The sequence below is a fragment of the Ornithinimicrobium sediminis genome (assembly GCF_021272345.1).
In the GTDB taxonomy this organism is placed as follows: Bacteria; Actinomycetota; Actinomycetes; order Actinomycetales; family Dermatophilaceae; genus Ornithinicoccus; species Ornithinicoccus sediminis_B.
In genome coordinates this window covers 12,329-29,932 of the sequence record NZ_JAJSDQ010000008.1, presented here as the reverse complement: position 1 = coordinate 29,932, position 17,604 = coordinate 12,329, and the positions used below count along the sequence as shown (strand labels likewise).

16 protein-coding genes are annotated in these 17,604 nt (G+C 72.6%); 2 read left to right on the top strand and 14 right to left on the bottom strand.

Features of this window, described 5'->3' with window-relative positions; genetic code table 11:
* Window positions 1-18: 18 nt before the first annotated feature.
* Window positions 19-1,656 carry a glucose-6-phosphate isomerase gene (gene pgi, locus LVO85_RS14760; protein WP_232748260.1) on the bottom strand — a complete coding sequence of 546 codons (1,638 nt, stop codon included), beginning with the start codon at window positions 1,654-1,656 and terminating at the stop codon, window positions 19-21.
* 118 nt (window positions 1,657-1,774) lie between these two features.
* Between pgi and LVO85_RS14755 the strand changes: the two genes are divergently transcribed.
* A complete protein-coding gene (locus LVO85_RS14755; RefSeq protein WP_232748259.1) occupies window positions 1,775-2,431 on the top strand; it encodes a TVP38/TMEM64 family protein in 657 nt (218 codons plus the stop codon).
* Here the strand turns inward: LVO85_RS14755 and LVO85_RS14750 are convergent.
* Genes LVO85_RS14750 through acsA form a run of 5 tightly spaced genes read right to left on the bottom strand, consistent with a single transcriptional unit; the run spans window position 2,418 to window position 7,860 of the window.
* A complete protein-coding gene (locus tag LVO85_RS14750) occupies window positions 2,418-2,651 on the bottom strand; it encodes an acyl carrier protein (RefSeq protein WP_232748258.1) in 234 nt (77 codons plus the stop codon). The two genes, LVO85_RS14755 and LVO85_RS14750, sit on opposite strands and share 14 nt — an antisense overlap.
* Complete coding sequence (locus LVO85_RS14745) at window positions 2,648-4,042, bottom strand: dihydrolipoamide acetyltransferase family protein (protein WP_232748257.1); 1,395 nt, start codon at window positions 4,040-4,042, stop codon at window positions 2,648-2,650. The genes LVO85_RS14750 and LVO85_RS14745 overlap by 4 nt, the downstream gene beginning before the upstream one ends.
* Window positions 4,035-5,033, bottom strand: a complete 999-nt coding sequence (locus LVO85_RS14740; RefSeq protein WP_232748256.1) for an alpha-ketoacid dehydrogenase subunit beta — start codon at window positions 5,031-5,033, stop codon at window positions 4,035-4,037. Before LVO85_RS14740 ends, LVO85_RS14745 begins: the two co-directional genes overlap by 8 nt.
* Complete coding sequence (gene pdhA / locus LVO85_RS14735; RefSeq protein ID WP_232748255.1) at window positions 5,030-6,028, bottom strand: pyruvate dehydrogenase (acetyl-transferring) E1 component subunit alpha; 999 nt, start codon at window positions 6,026-6,028, stop codon at window positions 5,030-5,032. Before pdhA ends, LVO85_RS14740 begins: the two co-directional genes overlap by 4 nt.
* Entirely contained in the window at window positions 6,025-7,860 is a 1,836-nt protein-coding gene (acsA, locus tag LVO85_RS14730) for an acetate--CoA ligase (RefSeq protein ID WP_232748254.1), read from the bottom strand. The genes pdhA and acsA overlap by 4 nt, the downstream gene beginning before the upstream one ends.
* 224 nt (window positions 7,861-8,084) lie before the next feature.
* On the opposite strand from acsA, the gene LVO85_RS14725 reads away from it, so the two are divergent.
* Window positions 8,085-8,939, top strand: coding sequence for a cytochrome c biogenesis CcdA family protein (locus LVO85_RS14725; protein ID WP_232748253.1), 855 nt, complete (start codon window positions 8,085-8,087; stop codon window positions 8,937-8,939).
* Here the strand turns inward: LVO85_RS14725 and LVO85_RS14720 are convergent.
* The 8 genes from LVO85_RS14720 to LVO85_RS14685 form a co-directional block, all read right to left on the bottom strand.
* Window positions 8,928-10,163 carry a DUF3179 domain-containing protein gene (locus LVO85_RS14720; protein WP_232748252.1) on the bottom strand — a complete coding sequence of 412 codons (1,236 nt, stop codon included), beginning with the start codon at window positions 10,161-10,163 and terminating at the stop codon, window positions 8,928-8,930. The two genes, LVO85_RS14725 and LVO85_RS14720, sit on opposite strands and share 12 nt — an antisense overlap.
* 5 nt (window positions 10,164-10,168) lie before the next feature.
* A complete protein-coding gene (locus LVO85_RS14715) occupies window positions 10,169-10,729 on the bottom strand; it encodes a redoxin domain-containing protein (RefSeq protein ID WP_232748251.1) in 561 nt (186 codons plus the stop codon).
* Window positions 10,730-10,770: 41 nt separating this feature from the next.
* Window positions 10,771-11,223, bottom strand: coding sequence for a hypothetical protein (locus LVO85_RS14710; protein WP_232748250.1), 453 nt, complete (start codon window positions 11,221-11,223; stop codon window positions 10,771-10,773).
* Between the two features lie 136 nt (window positions 11,224-11,359).
* Window positions 11,360-11,653: a formate dehydrogenase subunit delta gene (locus tag LVO85_RS14705; RefSeq protein ID WP_232748249.1), complete on the bottom strand. Its 294-nt coding sequence runs from the start codon at window positions 11,651-11,653 to the stop codon at window positions 11,360-11,362.
* The gene (gene fdhF, locus LVO85_RS14700) at window positions 11,650-14,553 is read right to left on the bottom strand and encodes a formate dehydrogenase subunit alpha (protein ID WP_232748248.1); all 2,904 of its coding nucleotides are present in this window, start codon (window positions 14,551-14,553) and stop codon (window positions 11,650-11,652) included. Before fdhF ends, LVO85_RS14705 begins: the two co-directional genes overlap by 4 nt.
* Window positions 14,550-16,106, bottom strand: coding sequence for an NADH-ubiquinone oxidoreductase-F iron-sulfur binding region domain-containing protein (locus LVO85_RS14695; RefSeq protein WP_232748247.1), 1,557 nt, complete (start codon window positions 16,104-16,106; stop codon window positions 14,550-14,552). Before LVO85_RS14695 ends, fdhF begins: the two co-directional genes overlap by 4 nt.
* A complete protein-coding gene (locus tag LVO85_RS14690; protein WP_232748246.1) occupies window positions 16,103-16,570 on the bottom strand; it encodes an NAD(P)H-dependent oxidoreductase subunit E in 468 nt (155 codons plus the stop codon). Before LVO85_RS14690 ends, LVO85_RS14695 begins: the two co-directional genes overlap by 4 nt.
* 80 nt (window positions 16,571-16,650) lie before the next feature.
* Window positions 16,651-17,496, bottom strand: coding sequence for an NAD(P)/FAD-dependent oxidoreductase (locus tag LVO85_RS14685; protein WP_232748245.1), 846 nt, complete (start codon window positions 17,494-17,496; stop codon window positions 16,651-16,653).
* Window positions 17,497-17,604 lie beyond the last annotated feature (108 nt).

Sequence of the window (17,604 nt, the reverse complement as noted above, 5' to 3'; positions counted from 1 at the left end):
CTCGCAGCCCGGGACAGGTCAGGCCGTGGAGCGGCCTCGCCCGGTGCGGTACCGGCGGATCAACGCGTTGGTCGAGCTGTCGTGGCTCAGCTCGGCCACGTCGCCCACGAGCTCGGGGTCGATCTGCTGGGCCAGCACCTTGCCGAGCTCGACACCCCACTGGTCGAAGCTGTTGATGCCCCAGATGGCGCCCTGCACGAAGACCTTGTGCTCGTAGAGGGCGACCAGCTGGCCGAGCGTATGCGGTGAGAGCCGGTCGACCAGGAGTGTGGAGGTCGGGCTGTTGCCCGGGAAGGTGCGGTGGGCCACCAACGTGCCGGACACCCCGTCGGCCCGCACCTCCTCCGCGGTCTTGCCCATGGCCAGCGCCTCGGTCTGGGCGAGCAGGTTGGCGGTGAGCAGGTCGTGCTGGGTCCCGAGCGAGCCGGGGCCGTCGTGGAACGGCTCGACCACTCCGATGAAGTCGGCCGGCACGAGCTTGGTGCCCTGGTGGATGAGCTGGTAGAAGGCGTGCTGACCGTTGGTGCCCGGCTGTCCCCAGACCACCGGACCGGTCTGCACGCCCACCGGAGAGCCGTCGAGCGTCACCGACTTGCCGTTGCTCTCCATGTCGAGCTGCTGGAGGTAGGCCGGGAACCGCTGGAGGTACTGGCTGTAGGGCAGCACCGCGTGCGTGTCGGCGCCGAAGAAGTTGCCGTACCAGACCCCCAGCAGCCCCATCAGGACCGGGATGTTGCTCTCCAGGGGGGCGGTGCGGAAGTGGTCGTCCATGGTGCGGAAGCCCGCGAGCATCTCCTCGAAGGCGTCGGGCCCGATGGCGACCATGAGCGACAGGCCGATGGCAGAGGTGAAGGAGTAGCGTCCGCCGACCCAGTCCCAGAAGCCGAACATGCTGCCCGGGTCGATCCCGAAGTCGGTCACCTTCTCCCGGTTGGTCGACACCGCCACGAAGTGGCGGGCGACGGCCTCCTCGCCGAGAGCGGCGACCAGCCACTCGCGCGCGGTCCGCGCGTTGGTGAGCGTCTCCACGGTGGTGAAGGTCTTGGAGGCGACGACGAACAGGGTCTCCTCCGGGTCCAGGTCGCGCGTGGCCTCCACGATGTCGGCAGCGTCGACGTTGGACACGAACCGGAAGGTCATGTCCCTGGTCGTGGCGTCGCGCAGCGCCTCGTAGGCCATGGCCGGCCCGAGGTCGGAGCCGCCGATGCCGATGTTGACCACAGTGCGGATGCGCTTGCCGGTGTGCCCGGTCCACCGGCCCTCCCGCACGTCGTCGGCGAAGACCCGCATCCGGCCCAGCACCTCCTGCACGTCCGGGACCACGTCCTGGCCGTCCACCTCGATGACCCTGTCCGCCGAGGCACGCAGCGCGACATGGAGCACCGCCCGGTCCTCCGTGGTGTTGATGCGCTCGCCCGCGAACATCGCGTCGATGCGACGGCGCAGCCCGCACGCCTCGGCCAGGTCGACCAGCAGCCGCATCGTCTCGTCGGTGACCCGGTGCTTGGAGTAGTCGAGGTACACCCCTCCGACCTCGGCGACGAGCCGCTCCCCACGCGTGGGGTCCTCCTCGAACAAGGTCCGCAGGTGCACCTCCCCCACCTGTGCGTGATGGTCCTGCAGGGCCTGCCACTGGGGAAGATCGCTCACGGCCATGGCGTGCAGTCTGCCGCACCTCGTGGGCTCTTTCCAGGCTGCGGGCCAGTACGATCGAGCCACGGGGCCGCGGCCGGGTCGTCGGTCCGGCCCGCGTTCACAGGTCGGAGCGTGCGCGATGGACGGTTGGCGCCGGCGAGCACTGGTCCTGGTGCTGCTCGTCCTCGGCGGCGTCGTGGCTGCTGCGGTGGTGGGGGTGCCCACCCGCGCCGGGGTCGAGGCGTGGCTGACCGACCTCGGCCCTGTCGCCCCTGTCGCCTTCGTGCTCGGGTATGCCGTGGCGGTGCTGACACCCCTGCCCAAGAACGTGCTGGCCGTGACGGCCGGGTGGGTCTTCGGGCTGGGCTGGGGGGTGGGGCTGGTGTGGGTCGCCTCCATGCTGGGGGCCGTGGCTGCCTTCGCGCTGGCCCACTCCCTGGGCCGGGAGGCGGTCGAGGTCACCGTCGGCGACCGGGTCGCGACCGTCGACGCCGCCCTGCGCCGGCACGGGACGCTCGCCGTGGTGGGGCTGCGCCTGGTGCCGGTGCTCCCCTTCTCCCCGGTCAGCTACGCCCTCGGCCTGACCGCCGTGCCCTGGGGTGCCTATGTGGCCGGCACCGCCGTCGGGATCGTCCCGGGCACTGTCGCCCACGTCGCCGTCGGCGCGTCGGTGACCGGCGCCTCGCCCTGGACCTTCGTGCTGGCCGTGGTGGTCGCCATGTCGCTGGCCTTGGCCGGCGCCGCGGGGGCCCGTCGCTGGCGGCGCGGCCTGGAGCACGGGCTCACCCGCCGGTGAGCCGCCCGACCACGGCATCGATGGTCCTGAGGTCCTCGTCCTCCTCGATGCGCACGCCTGCACCGATGCTGAGCCGCTCGACGACGGTGAGGAAGTCGAGCGAGTCGAGCTCGAGCTCCTCGCGCAGGTCCGTGTCACCGGGCATGCCCTCCAGGCTGGCGTCGGGCACGACCGCCCGTAGTGCATCCTCGAGCAGGCTCCGGGCTTCCGCGGGTGTCATAGCTCCTCCGGTCGTTGCAGGAAACGGGCCAGTCGCTTGAGGAACCTGGCCCCCACCGCACCGTCACTGGCACGGTGGTCGCCGGCGAGGGTGACGGTGACGAGGGGTCGCACACCGAGCAGACCGTCGACGGCCCAGGGGCGCTCGGAGACGGCCCCGAAACCCACCAGCGCCACCTGAGGCGGGTAGATCACGCCCAGCACGCTCTCGACGCCCTGGTCACCGAGGTTGGAGACGGTGATGCTGGGAGGCACCAGGTCGGAACCACGCAGACGCCCGGCACGGGACCGGCTGGTGAGCTCCCGCAGGGCAGCCATCGTCTCGCCCACCGTCCGCTCGTGCGCCGCCGGGATCACCGGCACGAGGAGCCCGCCCCGGCGCAGCGACACGATGACACCGAGGTCGACCGTGTCGGCCGGGTGGAACGTCCCGTCCACCCAGTGCCCGTTGAGCTCGGGCACGTCCCGGGCGGCCCGGGCAGCCGACAGCAGGAGCAGGGCGGAGGGCACGAGCCGCTCCTCGACCGGTAGCTCCCGGTTGCGCCGCCGCACCCAGTCGGTGGCCGCAGCCATGTCCACGGTCGTGCTCAGGTAGTAGTGCGGGATGTCGCGGTTGGAGGCCGTCATCACCGCTGCGATGCTCTCGCGCATCGTGTCGGCGGAGGTCCCGGCCGCACGCCGGGACGGACGCTGCGGCATCGGGTCGGCCACGGCTTCCGGGGAGCGCGACGGCGTGCCTGGCACGGCACGCAGCACGTCCGCGGCGCGCACCGTCCCGCCGGGACCGGTGCCGGTCAGACCGCCGGGGTCCACACCTCGCTCCTTCGCCAGGCGCCGGGCATAGGGCGACACCCTGGCGCGTGCCGTGTCCGCACCGGGTGGCGCCGGCGTCCCGGACCGCGAGGGGGACCCGGGCGGCACCATGGCGTCGGTCACGGCAGCCGCGGCAGCGGCCGTCTCCACGTCGCTGCGGGTCACCGTCCCCCCGGGGCCGGTGCCCGTGACCTCGTCGGGGTCCAGGCCCAGCTCCCGGGCGCGGCGACGCACCAGCGGCGAGACGGTGCGGTGGGCCGCGTGCTGCGCCACGGCTCTCGGAGGCTCTGCGGCCGGCTCCCCGTCCCTGGCGGCCGGAGCCTCCTCGGCGGGGGCGGACGGCGGCCCGTCGTCCAGCCGCGCCAGCACCCCGCCCACGGGCACCTGCTCCCCCTCGTCCGCCACGAGCTCGCGGACGGTGCCGTCCTGGAAGCACTCGACCTCGACCGCTGACTTGGGGGTCTCGACGACCGCGATGACGTCACCGCGGTGCACCTGCTGCCCCGGGGCCACCAGCCACTCCAGGAGGATCCCCTCCTCCATGTCCGCCCCGAGCGACGGCATACGGAAGTCACCCATCGCCGCGCACCACCCGCAGGACGGCGGCGACGACGTCCTCGGGCTGGGGCAGTGCCGCCCGCTCCAGGTGAGCCGCGTAGGGCACAGGCACCTCCACCCCGCAGACCCGCTCGACCGGAGCGTCCAGGTCGAAGAACGCCTGCTCGGCGATCCGGGCCGAGATCTCGGCCGACAGGCCACCGGAACGCCACCCCTCGTCGACCACGACGACCCGGTGGGTGCGGGCGACCGAGGCGAGCACGGTCGCGTCGTCCAGCGGCCGCAGCACCCGCAGGTCCACCACCTCGGCCTCGATGCCCTCTCTCGCGAGCTCGGTGGCCGCCGTCAGGGCCTTGCCCACGCCGGCACCGTAGGTGACGACCGTGACGTCCTGCCCCGGCCGGCGCACGGCCGCACTGACGATGTCGACCTCCGGGGCCGGGTCGGGCAGCGGCCCCTTGAGCGGGTAGAGCGAGCCGTGCTCGAAGAACAGGACGGGGTCGGGGTCCTGGAGGGCGGGCCACAGCATGCCGCGGGCGTCCTCGACGGTCGCCGGTGCCACGATCCGCAACCCGGGGATGTGGGCGTACCAGCCCTCCAGGCTGTGGGAGTGCTGCGCGGCGAGCTGGCGTCCGCCGCCGGTGGTCATCCGGATCACGACCGGCACGTTCACCTGCCCACCCGACATGTGCCGCAGGGTGGCCGCGTTGTTGAGGATCTGGTCCAGGGCGAGCAGGCTGAAGTTGACGGTCATGATCTCGACGATCGGCCGCATCCCGCGCAGGGCGGCGCCGATGCCGGCACCGGTGAAGGCGACCTCCGACAGGGGTGTGTCCCGCACCCGGTCCTCGCCGAACTCCTCGAGCAGTCCCAGGCTGACGGCGAAGGACCCGCCGTAGCGACCCACGTCCTCGCCCATGAGGAAGACCTCGGGATCGCGCCGCATGGCGTCACGGTGCGCCTCCCGCAGTGCCTCGCGGTAGGTCGTCACGGGGGCGCCGGTGTCGGTCATGTCCGCTCCTCCTCGGTGGTCACGAACCGGGTGAGGTCCTCCACCGGCTCCAGCGGCGCGCGGTCCGCGGCCTCCACCGCGGCGGCCACCTCGGCCTCGATCTCCGCAGCCCACGCGGTGAGCTCGTCCTGGGTCAGCACGTCGTGCTCGACCAACAGTGACGACAGCGCCGGGATGGGGTCGGCCCCCTTCCACTCCTCGACCTCCGCCTTGTCGCGGTAACGGTCCGGGTCGTACATCGAGTGCGCCCGGAAGCGGTAGGTGCGCAGCTCCAGGAAACACGGGCCACCGCCCCCACGCACGAGGGCGAGCGCGCGGCACGTCGCGTCCTGCACGGCCAGGACGTCCATGCCGTCGACCGACCAGGCGACCATGCCGTACGACGCGGCGCGGGCCGTGAGGTCGGTGTCGGCGTGCTCCCGGGCCAGGGCCGTGCCCATGGCGTAGCGGTTGTTCTCGCACACGAAGAGCACCGGCAGGCCCCACAGCGCCGCGAGGTTGGCGCTCTCGTGGAAGGCGCCCTCGGCCATGGCCCCCTCGCCGAAGATCGCGACGGTGACGTCGGAGGTGCCGTGCAGCCGGTCGGCCAGCGCGGTCCCGACCGCGAGCGGGATGCCGCCGGCCACGATGGCGCTGCCCCCGTAGAACCGCCGGGAGACGTCGAAGAGGTGCATGGAGCCCCCTCGCCCCCGGCTGCACCCGGTCACCTTGCCGAACATCTCGGCCATGACGGACGGCATCGGCACCCCTCGCGCGAGCGCGTGCCCGTGCTCTCGGTAGGTCGAGAAGACGGCGTCCCCCTCGGCGAGCGAGGAGACGACGCCGACGGCGACGGCCTCCTCGCCGATGCACAGGTGCACGAACCCCCTGATCCGGGTCGCGCTGTAGAGCTCGGCGCACATCTCCTCGAACCTGCGGATCCGCATCATCTCGCGCAGCATCCCCGGGGCGCCCGCCTCCACCAGCCCCTGGCGGTCGGCCGGCAGGGCGCTCATGACGGGTGCTCCACCGTGGACAGGTCGCCCTCGGGCAGCCCCAGCTCCCGTGCCTTCAGCAGCCGTCTCATCACCTTGCCGCTCCGGGTGTGCGGGAGATGCTCGTCGAACTCGACCTCCCGCGGTGCCACCGACCCCAGCCGTCTGCGGCCGAAGACGATGAGCTCGCGACGCAGCGCCTCGGTGGGCTCGTGCTCGGCCTTGAGCGTCACGAAGGCCTTGACGATCTCCCCCGCCAGCGGGTCGGGCTTGCCGATGACCCCCACCTCGGCGACCGCTGGATGCTCCATCAGCGCGCTCTCGACCTCGAAGGGGCCGATGAGGTGGCCCGCCGACTTGATGACGTCGTCGGCACGGCCGACGAACCACAGGTAGCCGTCGCCGTCGCGCCGGGCCAGGTCGCCCGTGAGGTACCAGCCGTCGGCGAAGGCCCGTGCATAGCGCTCGGGCTCCCCGAGGTAGCCGCGGAACATGGAGGGCCAGCCCGGTCGCAGGGCGAGCTCGCCCAGGCCGCCCGCCTCCGACACCTCGTGCACGTGCCCGTCGACCACGGCCGCACGCCCGTCCTCCCCGCGCGCCAGGATGCCCACCTCCACCCCCGGCACGGGGCGGCCCATCGAGCCCGGGCGCACCGGCATCCCCGGGTAGTTGCTCACCATGATGGCGCCCGTCTCGGTCTGCCACCAGGTGTCGTGCACCGGCATGCCGAAGGCCTCGGTGCCCCAGACCACGGCCTCGGGGTTGAGCGGCTCACCGACGCTGACGACGTGGCGCAGCGCTGACAGGTCGTGCTCACGGGCCAGCGCCGCGCCCTTGCGCATGAGCATGCGCAAGGCGGTGGGCGCGGTGTAGAAGACCGAGATGCGCTGGTCCTGCAGGATCGACCACCAGCGCCGGGCGTCGAAGTCGGCCGAGTCGGTCACGACCGTGACCCCGCAGGTCAGCGGACCGATGATGCCGTACGACGTGCCGGTCACCCAGCCCGGGTCGGCCGTGCACCAGTAGGTGTCACCTGGCGCGAGGTCGAGGCAGAAACGCGAGGTCGCGTGGTGCGCCACGACAGCCTCGTGCACGTGGACGGCGCCCTTGGGCCGGCCGGTGGTCCCGCTGGTGAAGTGCAGCAGCGCGGGGTCCTCCGGTGCCGTGGCCGCGATGGTGAAGCCGTCGCGCTCGACGACCCGGGCGGCGTCGGCCATCACCGTGGCCCACGGCACCGTGCCGCCCTCGTCGCTGCCCTGCTCGGGGGCGTCGACGAGCAGCACCACGCGCAGCCCGGGGAGCCGGTCACGGACCGCGGCGACCTTGCGGGTGTAGGACAGGGTGTCGGTGACGAGCACCCGGACGCTGCCGAGCTCCAGCCGCTGGCGCACCGGCTCGGTGCCGAAGGCCGGGAAGAGCGGACAGTAGACCGCGCCCGCCTTGAGCGTGCCGAGGGCGGTGAGGTAGAGCTCGGGCGAGCGCGGCAGCAGCGTGCAGACCCGGTCACCCCGCTCGACCCCGAGCTCGCGCAGCGCCACGGCGGCCACGTCACTGAGCCGTGCCAGGTCGGCGTAGGTCAGCTCGCTCGTGGGTTCGGTGCGGCTGAGGAACCGCAGCGCCACGGTGTCGGCGAGCTCACTGTGTGCGTGCCGGTCCACCGCCTCGTGCGCGATGTTGATCCCACCACCGGGCAGCCCCTCGAGCCACCCACGGGCCTCCTCCCAGGTGAAGCTCCTGCGTCGCTGCTCGTAGTCACCGACCAGGGGAGCCCTCCTGGGGACATGCACGACCGGCGGCCGCTCCCCCAGCCCGTCCGGCCCCGACCCACCGCGTGACATCTGTGTCTCGCCCATAGGGACCACACTGCCGGGCACCGAGCCCGGCGGCCAGGGCCGAAGGTCCCTGCGCCCGTCGGGCGCAGCGGGTCACGACGACGTCGAGCACCCTTGGTGGAATGGGGCGGGTGCCTGACCGGGTTCCGCTCGTCGAACGGTCCACCAGGAAGGGTCAGGATGTCACGGCCGCCCGCGAGCACCCTCGCGCTGGTCCCTGCCCTGCCCGCCGGGACGGTCACGTCGTGAGACCCGAGATCGCCCTGGCGCTGACGGCCGGGCTGGTGGCGGCGTTCAACCCGTGCGGCTTCGCCCTGCTGCCGACCTACCTGGCGGTGTTCGTGGGCGACCGGGGCTCGCGCCGCTCCGCGGTCGGCCGTGCACTCGTGGTCGGAGCTGCGGTGACGGTCGGCTTCGTCGCGGTGTTCGGCGTGGTCGGCGCGCTCGTCGCCGCTCTCTCGGTGTCGCTGGGCCCGTGGCTGAGCGTGGTCACGATCGCCTCCGGGGTGCTTTTGCTGGGCCTCGGCGGCTGGCTGGTGACCGGTCGTGAGGTGTCGGTGCGGGTGCCGCGTGCACGCCTCACGGTGAGCGACTCGTTCGCGGGCATGACGGCATACGGGGTCGTCTATGCCACCGTCTCGCTGTCGTGCACCCTGCCGGTCTTCCTCGCTGCCGTCATGTCCGTCTTCGCGGCTCCGGATGCCGGCCCGCTGCTGGGTGTGGGCGCGATGCTGGCGTATGCCGCGGGCATGGGTGCGGTGCTCACCACCCTGGCCCTCGTCGTCGGTCTGGCGGGACAGGCGGCCGGCGGCCGGTTGCGGTCGTGGACCCGTTACGTGAGCCGTGTCTCCGGGGTCCTGGTGCTGGTGGCGGGCGCGTATGTCGTGTGGTTCGGATGGGTCGAGTGGCGCACCTTCACCGGTGAGCCGGTGCCGGCCGGTCCGGTGGTCTGGGTCGCCACCCTGTCCGCGCGGGCCTCCCAGGCGGTCTCCTCGGTCGGACCGTGGTGGGTGCTGCTGGTCTGTGCGGCCGTGCTGGCCGTCGTCGGCGCCGCACGCGTGGTGGCCCGTCGGCGGTCGGCCCGGGCCTCAGGGTCCTGACCAGATGGTGGCCTCGGGACGGAAGGCAGCCCAGGCGAACCAGAAGGTGTCCACGTGCGGCACGCTCTCGAGCTGGCGACCGGCCAGCGGCCCGTCGCTGCCTCTGCCGAGGACGTCCCAGTGGGTGCCGGTCTGCTCGTCCCTGGCACCGTCTCCGTCGGGGTCGGCGACGAAGCTCAGGTCACGCTCGTCGACGACCGTCGAGAAGGCCCCGGTGGCGGCGACCTCGGCGCCGTCCGCGATCGCGGAGGTGTCCAGGCTGGATGCCAGTCCACCCCCCGCGACCAGGAGGACCTCGGCCCCGTCCAACGGCACCGTGACGGCCCCCTGCTCCGCCACGTCGGCGAGCCGCACCGCGAGGGCCTCCTGCGCGTCCGGGAAGGCCACCACCCGCTCCTTGGGAGGCAGCCGCGGGTCGCTCTCCCCGTCGTAGAGGAAGGGCTCGGAGGCCGCCTCGTCGTAGCCCACGTAGGGGTTGCGTCCGTAGTCGCGCCCGGTGCCTGTCGGCCGGCTCAGCACCCAGCCCTCGGGGTTGGCCTCCACCCAGGTGGACCAGGGCACCGTCGCGACCGGGACTCGCTCCAGCTCGGTGCCGGTCAGCTCACCGGCGATCGCCCGTCCCTCGATCTGGGACCACAGCGACTCGGTCTGCCGGTCGTACATGACCAGTGCGGAGTTGTACAGGCTGCCCGAGGTGCCGAACGTGACGAGGTGGTCGTCCAGCTCACGCTCGAACGCCAGGGCGGAGTTGCACAGGGGGCAGTAGGTCACCGCCACCGGCACACCACCCACCGTGTCGTTCACGATCTCGTGCCAGGTCAGCACCTGCACCGGGTAGGCGCGCGACTGCCCCGCCAGGTCCAGCGCCAGCACCGGCTCCCGCTCGTCCAGCCACTCCACCTGTGACGCCGGCTCGAAGCGCGGCTCGTCGATGGCCGGGATCCCGTCCGGTGGCGGCCCCCCGGAACGGATCCGGTCCACGTCGACCACCGGCGCAGGCAGCGCCGGGTCGACGGGGTCGGTCAACGCCGAGGGGACGTCGAGCTGCGCAGACTGCTCCACCTCCTCCAGCACGACCGACCCGCCCGGCTCCGCCGATGGCGCGTCACCGTCCGCCGCGGACTGCTCACCCGACACGCCGGTGCCGTCGTCGCCGGCGGGCGCACAGGCCGTGAGCAGCGCGGCCCCGACCAGCAGCACCGTCACCTGCCTCCTGCGTCGCATCGTCCTCACCCTCCGTCCTCACCCGTCGCGCCCTGCACGAACGCGCGCAGGTCGTCCTCGTCCAGCGCCCCCACGAACACCTCACGTCCGCCCTCAGGGGTGACGAACGCGAAGGCCGGCTGGGCCACCACGCCGAAGTCCCGCCAGGTCGCGCCGTCGACGTCGGCCACGTGGGTCAGGCCCGCGGTCCCGGTGTCGTCGACGAACGCCTGCATCTCCTCGACAGTGCCCCGGCCGGCCACCCCGACGACCGTCACCTCGTCCTCGAGCTCCTCGGCCATCTCCAGCACCGTGGGAGCCTCCGCCCGACACACCACGCACCACGGAGCCCAGAACCACAGCAGCACCGACCGGCCGGTCACCGACGCCGGGTCGAGGTCCGTCCCGTCCAGGGTCTGCCCTTCCAGTGCCGGCACGGCCGGCCCCGGGTCGACTGCCGCTGCGGAGACGTCCGTGGCCTGCTCCCCTGCCGGCGGCTCCGACCCGGTCGGCGATCCGGCGCCTGGCGCTGGGGTCTCCACCCCGGAGCAGGCAGCGAGCACCAGGGCGCCGCCCCACAGCGCCACGGCGGCACCCGCGACGCGGCCGGGCCGCCGGCCCGGTGCCACTACGCGTCCGTGCCGGTGCGTCCGCGGCCACCCATGACGGCCACCACTGCCCCGAGCACCGCACCGAAGACCACGTGGCCCATCAGGCTCTGCAGGCTCATGTCGTTGATCTCGAACAGCGGCATGCCCAACCGGGCCGGCATCGCGACCAGCGCACCCAGCACCCACCAGACCAGGCCCCAGGCCACCCCCAGGCCCAGGCCGGTGCCCAGGGAGCTGACCCTGGCGCCCAGCAGCACCACGAACGCCGCTCCGATGAAGGCGGAGATCGCCAGGTGCACGACCCAGCCCACAGCCACAGCCTCCGAGCCCACCAGCATGGCGACCATCGGCATCATGTCCATCATCTGCATCAGCACCCCGAAGACCACACCTCCGGCCAACCCTCCGGCCACCCCGTGAACCAGGGTGGTGCTGTTCAGCGACATCCTCGAAGCAGTCGTCGTGCTCATGGTTCCTTCTCCTTTGTGAGATGCGTCACCGAGGTCTCGGTTCGCGCACGGAACCCGGTCACGTCCACCCACCATTCCCCGCCGTGGCACGAGCAGCCGGGGACGGGCGGTCACGACCGCCCGGAGGAGTCGCCGCTCAGCCGCCTGAGGGCTCGGCGATCTCGCCGGAGTCGATGTCCCCCGCGAGGTAGCGGCGCACGGCCTCGGCCAGCAGCGGGTCGACCCGGCTGTCGCCCTGTGCGACCCGCGCGACGACCGCGGCCCGCATCCGCGGCTCCCAGAACTTGCGGAGGTGGGTGGCGATCTCGTGCGCCGCCCGCTCCGGCGGGTAGTGGGCGAAGGCTCGGGCGACGTCGCCGCCGAGGCGGATCTCCGGTGGCTCGTGCATCCGCGCCTCGGAGTCGACCTCGAAGCCCCCCTGCAGGCTCATCGGCGGGCCACCTCCGCGTCGGCCACGCCGGCGACCGGGTCCACCGTGTCGGTGCCGGCCCTGGCGGCCAGGTCGGCGCGGCCGGCGTTCGCCACCGCGACCTGGACGGCCGTCACCTTGTACTCCGGGCAGTTGGTCGCCCAGTCGGAGTTCTCCGTGGTGATCACGTTGGTGCCGCTGACCGGATGATGGAAGGTCGTGTAGACCACGCCGGGCTGCATCCGGTCGCTGACCAGTGCCGTCAACGTGGTGACCCCGACGCGGCTGGACAGCTCCACCCGGTCACCGGTGGAGATGCCGCGCATCTGCGCGTCGGCGGGATGCATCTCCAGGACGTCCTCGGGGTGCCAGGTGGAGTTGGCCGTGCGCCGTGTCTGGGCGCCGACGTTGTACTGCGTGAGGATGCGCCCCGTCGTCAGGACCAGCGGGTAGCGTCGGTTCGTCGTCTCCGTGGTCGGCACGTAGACCGTCGGCACCAGCCGTCCCTTGCCGCGCACGAACCCGTCGACGTGCATGGTCGGGGTGCCGTGCGGTGCCTTGTCGTTGACCGGCCACTGCATGCTGCCCTCCTCGTCCAGCCGTGCGAACGACACGCCGGCGAACGTGGGCGTGGTGGCCGCGATCTCGTCCATGATCTGCGCGGCGCTCTCGTAGTGCATCGGGTAGCCCATCGCCGTCGCGATGTCGCACACGATCTGCCACTCGTCCTTGCCGACCAGGCTCGGCATCACCGGGCGCACCCGGTTGAGACGCCGCTCGGCGTTGGTGAACGTGCCGTCCTTCTCCAGGAACGAGCTGCCCGGCAGGAAGACGTGGGCGTACTTCGCGGTCTCGTTGAGGAAGAGGTCCTGCACGACCACCAGGTCCATCGAGGTCAGCGCCTGACGCACGTGGTGCAGGTTCGGGTCGGACTGGGCGATGTCCTCGCCGTGCACGAACACCCCTTTGAAGGTGCCCCCGATCGCCGCGTCGAACATGTTGGGGATGCGCAGTCCCGGCTGGGGGCTGATCGTGACGTGCCACAGCGACTCGTAGATGTCACGCACGTCGTCCAGGCCCACGTGCCGGTAGCCCGGCAGCTCGTGCGGGAACGAGCCCATGTCGCACGAGCCCTGCACGTTGTTCTGTCCCCGCAGCGGGTTCACGCCCACCCCCGGACGCCCGATGTTGCCGGTGACCATCGCCAGGTTGGCCAGGCCCATGACCATCGTCGAGCCCTGGCTGTGCTCGGTCACCCCCAGCCCGTAGTAGATCGAGCCGTTGGGTGCGGCGGCGAAGAGCCGGGCCGCGGCGCGCAGCTGCTCGGGGGGTATGCCGGTCGCCTCGGCCGTCGTCTCGGGCGAGTTCTCCTCGCGCACGATGAACTGCAGGTAGTCCTCCACGTCCTCGCACCGCTCCCGCAGGAACTGCTCGTCGTGCAGACCCTCGCTGACGATGGTGTGCGCCATGGCGTTGATGAACGCGACGTTGCTGCCGGGCAGCAGCGGCAGGTGGTGGGCCGCCTCGACATGGGGCGTGCGGACCAGGTCGATGCGCCGCGGGTCGGCGATGATGATCTGGGCGCCCTGTCGCAGCCGTCTCTTCATCCGCGAGCCGAACACCGGGTGGGCATCGGTCGGGTTGGCCCCGATGAGCAGCATCACGTCCGTCTCGTCGACCGACGCGAAGTCCTGGGTGCCGGCCGAGGTGCCGAAGGTCTGGCTCAGGCCGTAGCCGGTCGGGCTGTGACAGACGCGGGCGCAGGTGTCGATGTTGTTGTTGCCGAAGGCGGCCCGGACCATCTTCTGGACGACGTAGACCTCCTCGTTGGTGCACCGCGAGGAGGAGATGCCGCCGATCGAGCCCACGCCGTGCTCGGCCTGCACGGCACGGAAGCCGTCGGCCACCCTGGTGACGGCCTCCTCCCACGACACCACCCGCCACTCCTGGTCGATGGAGTCGCGCACCATGGGGTGCATCTGCCGGTCGGGATGGTTGGCGTAGCCGTAGGCGAACCGGCCCTTGACGCACGAGTGGCCCTCGTTGGCGCCGCCGGCCTTGCTCGGCATCATCCGCACCACCCGCGTCTCGGGCCCGGAGCCCTGCACCTCGGCGCGGAACGAGCAGCCCACCCCGCAGTAGGCACACGTCGTGTCGACCGCGCGCGTCGGCATACCGAGCTGCACCACCGACTTCTCCACCAGGGCGTCGGTCGGGCAGGCCTGCACGCAGGCGCCGCAGGAGACGCACTCCGAGCCCAGGAAGTCGGTCGGGCCGGGGGCGATCCGCGCGTCGAACCCGCGCCCCTGCACGGTCAGCGCGAACGTGCCCTGGATGTCGGCACAGGCCCGCACGCAGCGGGAGCACACGATGCAGGCCTGTGGGTCGTAGTCGAAGTAGGGGTTGGACACGTCGCGCGCGGCACCCCCGTCGACGTGCGTGGCCGTCGGGGTGTCGACGAGGCCGTAGCGCACCTGCGCGACGCCCGTCCTGCGGGCGAGGTCCTGCATCTCACAGCTGCCCCGGGCGCACCCGGCGCAGTCGGCCGGGTGGTCCGACAGGTAGAGCTCCATCACCCCGTGGCGGACCTGGCGGACCTGCTCGGTGTCGGTGCGCACGACCATGCCGTCGACGCAGGGCGTCGTGCAGGATGCCGGCACTCCCTTGGCGCCGTCGACCTCGACCACACACAGGCGGCACGAGCCGAACGCCGCGAGCCGGTCGGTGGCGCACAGCTTGGGGATCTCGATGCCGGCCTCGCGAGCCGCGCGCATGACCGAGGTGCCCGGGGGCACCTGCACGTGCCTGCCGTCGACGGTGACGCCGGCGGTGGCCTCGCCACGCACCGCCGGAGTGCCGTAGTCGGGCTCCGGTGCGAGCCCGGGGGCCGGGCCCCCGCTGCGCGGCGTGGTGGTGGTCATGGTCCGCTCCCTCCGGAGGACGGTATGTCGTGGACGGCCGGGGCGTCGAAGTCCTCCGGCCAGTGCTGCACGGCGCTGCGCACGGGCATCGGTGTGAGACCGCCCATGGCGCACAGTGACCCCTTGGTCATGGTGGTGCACAGGTCCTCGAGCAGGAGCAGGTTGTCCTCGCGGCGCACCCCGGCGATGATCCGGTCGAGGGTCTCCACACCTCGCACGGCACCCACCCGGCACGGTGTGCACTTGCCGCACGACTCGGCGGCGCAGAACTCCATGGCGAACCTGGCCTGACGGGCCATGTCGACGGTGTCGTCGAAGACCACGATGCCGCCGTGCCCGAGCATCCCGCCGGCCGCGGCCAGGGCCTCGTAGTCCATGGGGACGTCGAGCCTGTCCACCGGCAGGTAGGCCCCGAGCGGGCCGCCCACCTGGACCGCGCGCACGGGCCGGCCGGACAGGGTGCCACCGCCGTAGCCGGTCACGAGGTCACCGAGGCTGATGCCGAAGTCGGCCTCGACGATGCCGCCGCGGGCGATGTTGCCGGCCAGCTGGAAGACCTGGGTGCCGCGGGAGCGACCGGTGCCCAGCGCCGCGTAGGCAGCACCTCCGTCTGCCAGGATCATCGGCACCGCAGCGAAGGTGAGCGTGTTGTTGATGACGGTGGGCCTGCCGAAGAGCCCGTGCAGGGCGGGGATCGGCGGCTTGGCCCGCACCTCGCCGCGCCGGCCCTCCAGGCTCTCCAGCATGGAGGTCTCCTCGCCACAGATGTAGGCACCGGCGCCGACCCGCAGCTCGAGGTCGAAGCTCAGGTCGCTGCCGGTGATCCGCTCGCCCAGGTAGCCGTGCGCGTAGGCGACCTCGATGGCCCGGCGCAGGGTGGTGACGACGGCGGGGTACTCGGAGCGGCAGTAGACGTAGCCCTCGGAGGCGCCCGTGGCATGGGCGGCGATGACCATCCCCTCGATGAGGGTGAAGGGGTCGCCCTCGCACAGCATCCGGTCGGCGAACGTGCCGCTGTCACCCTCGTCGAGGTTGCAGACCACGAACCGGAGCCCAGCCGGGGCGTCGAGCACGGTCCTCCACTTGACGCCCGCCGGGAACCCGGCCCCTCCGCGTCCGCGCAGACCCGAGGTGGTGACCTCCGCGACGACGTCGGCCGGGGCCAGGGACAGGGCACGACGCAGCCCGGCCCAGCCGCCGTGCTCGCCGTAGGCCGCGATGTCGGTGGGCTCGATCAGCCCGACCCGGGCGAAGGAGACCCGCCGCTGCGAGCGCAGCCACTCGTGCTCGTCCACGACGCCCAGGCACTCCGGGGTGTCCTCCCCGGTGAGCAGTCCGGCTGCGACGAGCCGCGGCACGTCCTCGGCGCTCACGCCGGCGTAGCCCACCCGCCCGCGCTCGGTGACCACCTCGACGAGCGGCTCGGCCCACAGCATCCCGCGTGAGCCGTTGCGCAGCACCTGCACCCCCTCGACGGCGGCCAGGGCTGCCGCCACCTCGTCGGCTCCCACCGACACGGCGGAGGAGTCACACGGGACGTAGACGGTGGTCATGGCTGCCAGTCCTGGGTGAGACGGGTGATGCGCTCCGGGGTCAGCCGGCCGTGCAGCCGCCCGTCGACCGTGCCCGAGGGGCCGAGCGGGCAGTTGCCGAAGCAGAAGACGTGGTCGACCTCGACGTCCTCGCGACCGGCGAAACGCCGGACCGTGTCCTCGTAGAGCGGCTGGCTGCCCAGGGCCTGACAGGACTCCGCACGGCACAGGTGCACCGTGTGGGCGGGCGCCGGCCGCGTGCGGAAGTCGGTGTAGAAGGAGACGACGCCGTGCACCTCGGCGACGGAGAGGTTGAGCACGTCCGCGACCACCGGCACGTCGAGCGGGTCGATGTGGCCGAGCTCAGCCACGACGCCGTGCAGGGCCGGCATCAGCGGGCCTCGCGCAGAGGCGTGCTGCTCCGCGATCCTGCGGACCGTCGCGGCTCGCGTGGCAGCCGCGTCCGTCTGCGTCCCGTGGGACATGGTCCTCCCGTCATTGGGCCTGCAGCCAGTCTATGCGCGGCACCCCCGGTTCGCGGGGTGGGCGGGCCGGAGGGGGTGACCTAGGCACGTCCGGCGACGGCATGCGCCGCGAGCGCAGCGTCGGTGTCGGCGGCGGCCAGGAGAGCGTTGATGTGCGCCCCCGCCAGCGCACCGGCCGCGGCCGACGCCCCCACCTGGGCGGTCGGGTCGGTGACGTTGCCCGCCACCCACACCCCCGGCACCGCGGTGGCGCCGGCCGTGCCCGCGACGAACCGGCGGCCCTTGCCGTCGGGCAGGTCCTCCCTCGGCAGCCGGAGGCCTTCCAGCCCGTCGGTGCGGGCCTGCATCGTGGTGCCGACCACCAGCACGCGGCGGCTCACGACCTCACCGTCGATGAGGCGGACCCCCGCCAGGGTGCCGTCCGCGTCGGTGACCACCTCCGCCACCGGGGTGTCGACGACCCTGATGTCCCGGGCGCCGAAGCGGACGCGGGTGTCGGCGTCCAGCGTGACGCCGCGGGTGAGGAAGACGAGGTCATCGGTCAGCTGGCGGAAGAGGAACGCCTGGTGCACGGAGGCCGCGCTGCCGCCGAGCACGCCGATGGGCTCGTCGCGCACCTCCCAGCCGTGGCAGTAGGGGCAGTGGACGACGGCCTGGCCCCAGTGCCGGGACAACCCGGGCACGTCGGGCAGGACGTCGCGCAGGCCGGTGGCCACGAGCACCCGCCGGGCGGTCACGGTGCGACCGTCCGCAAGGGTGATGGTGAAGCGCAGGTCCCCGTCGGCGGGTGCGTTGCGAGGCCGGCCGTCGTCGACGACCACGACGGAGCGGCGCGAGCGGGCCAGCATGATCGCACCGTTGAGCCCGGCGGCCCCGCCACCGACCACCACGGCGTCCACGGTCCGGTGCGGGAGCGGGTCAGACATATGGGTTGCAGCCTGCGTCGTCATGGGTGGTGCTCCTTCGTCACGGCATCCGGCGGGTGCGGGCCGGCGATGACGACGGTAGATCGATCATGCGTTGCAGACATACGG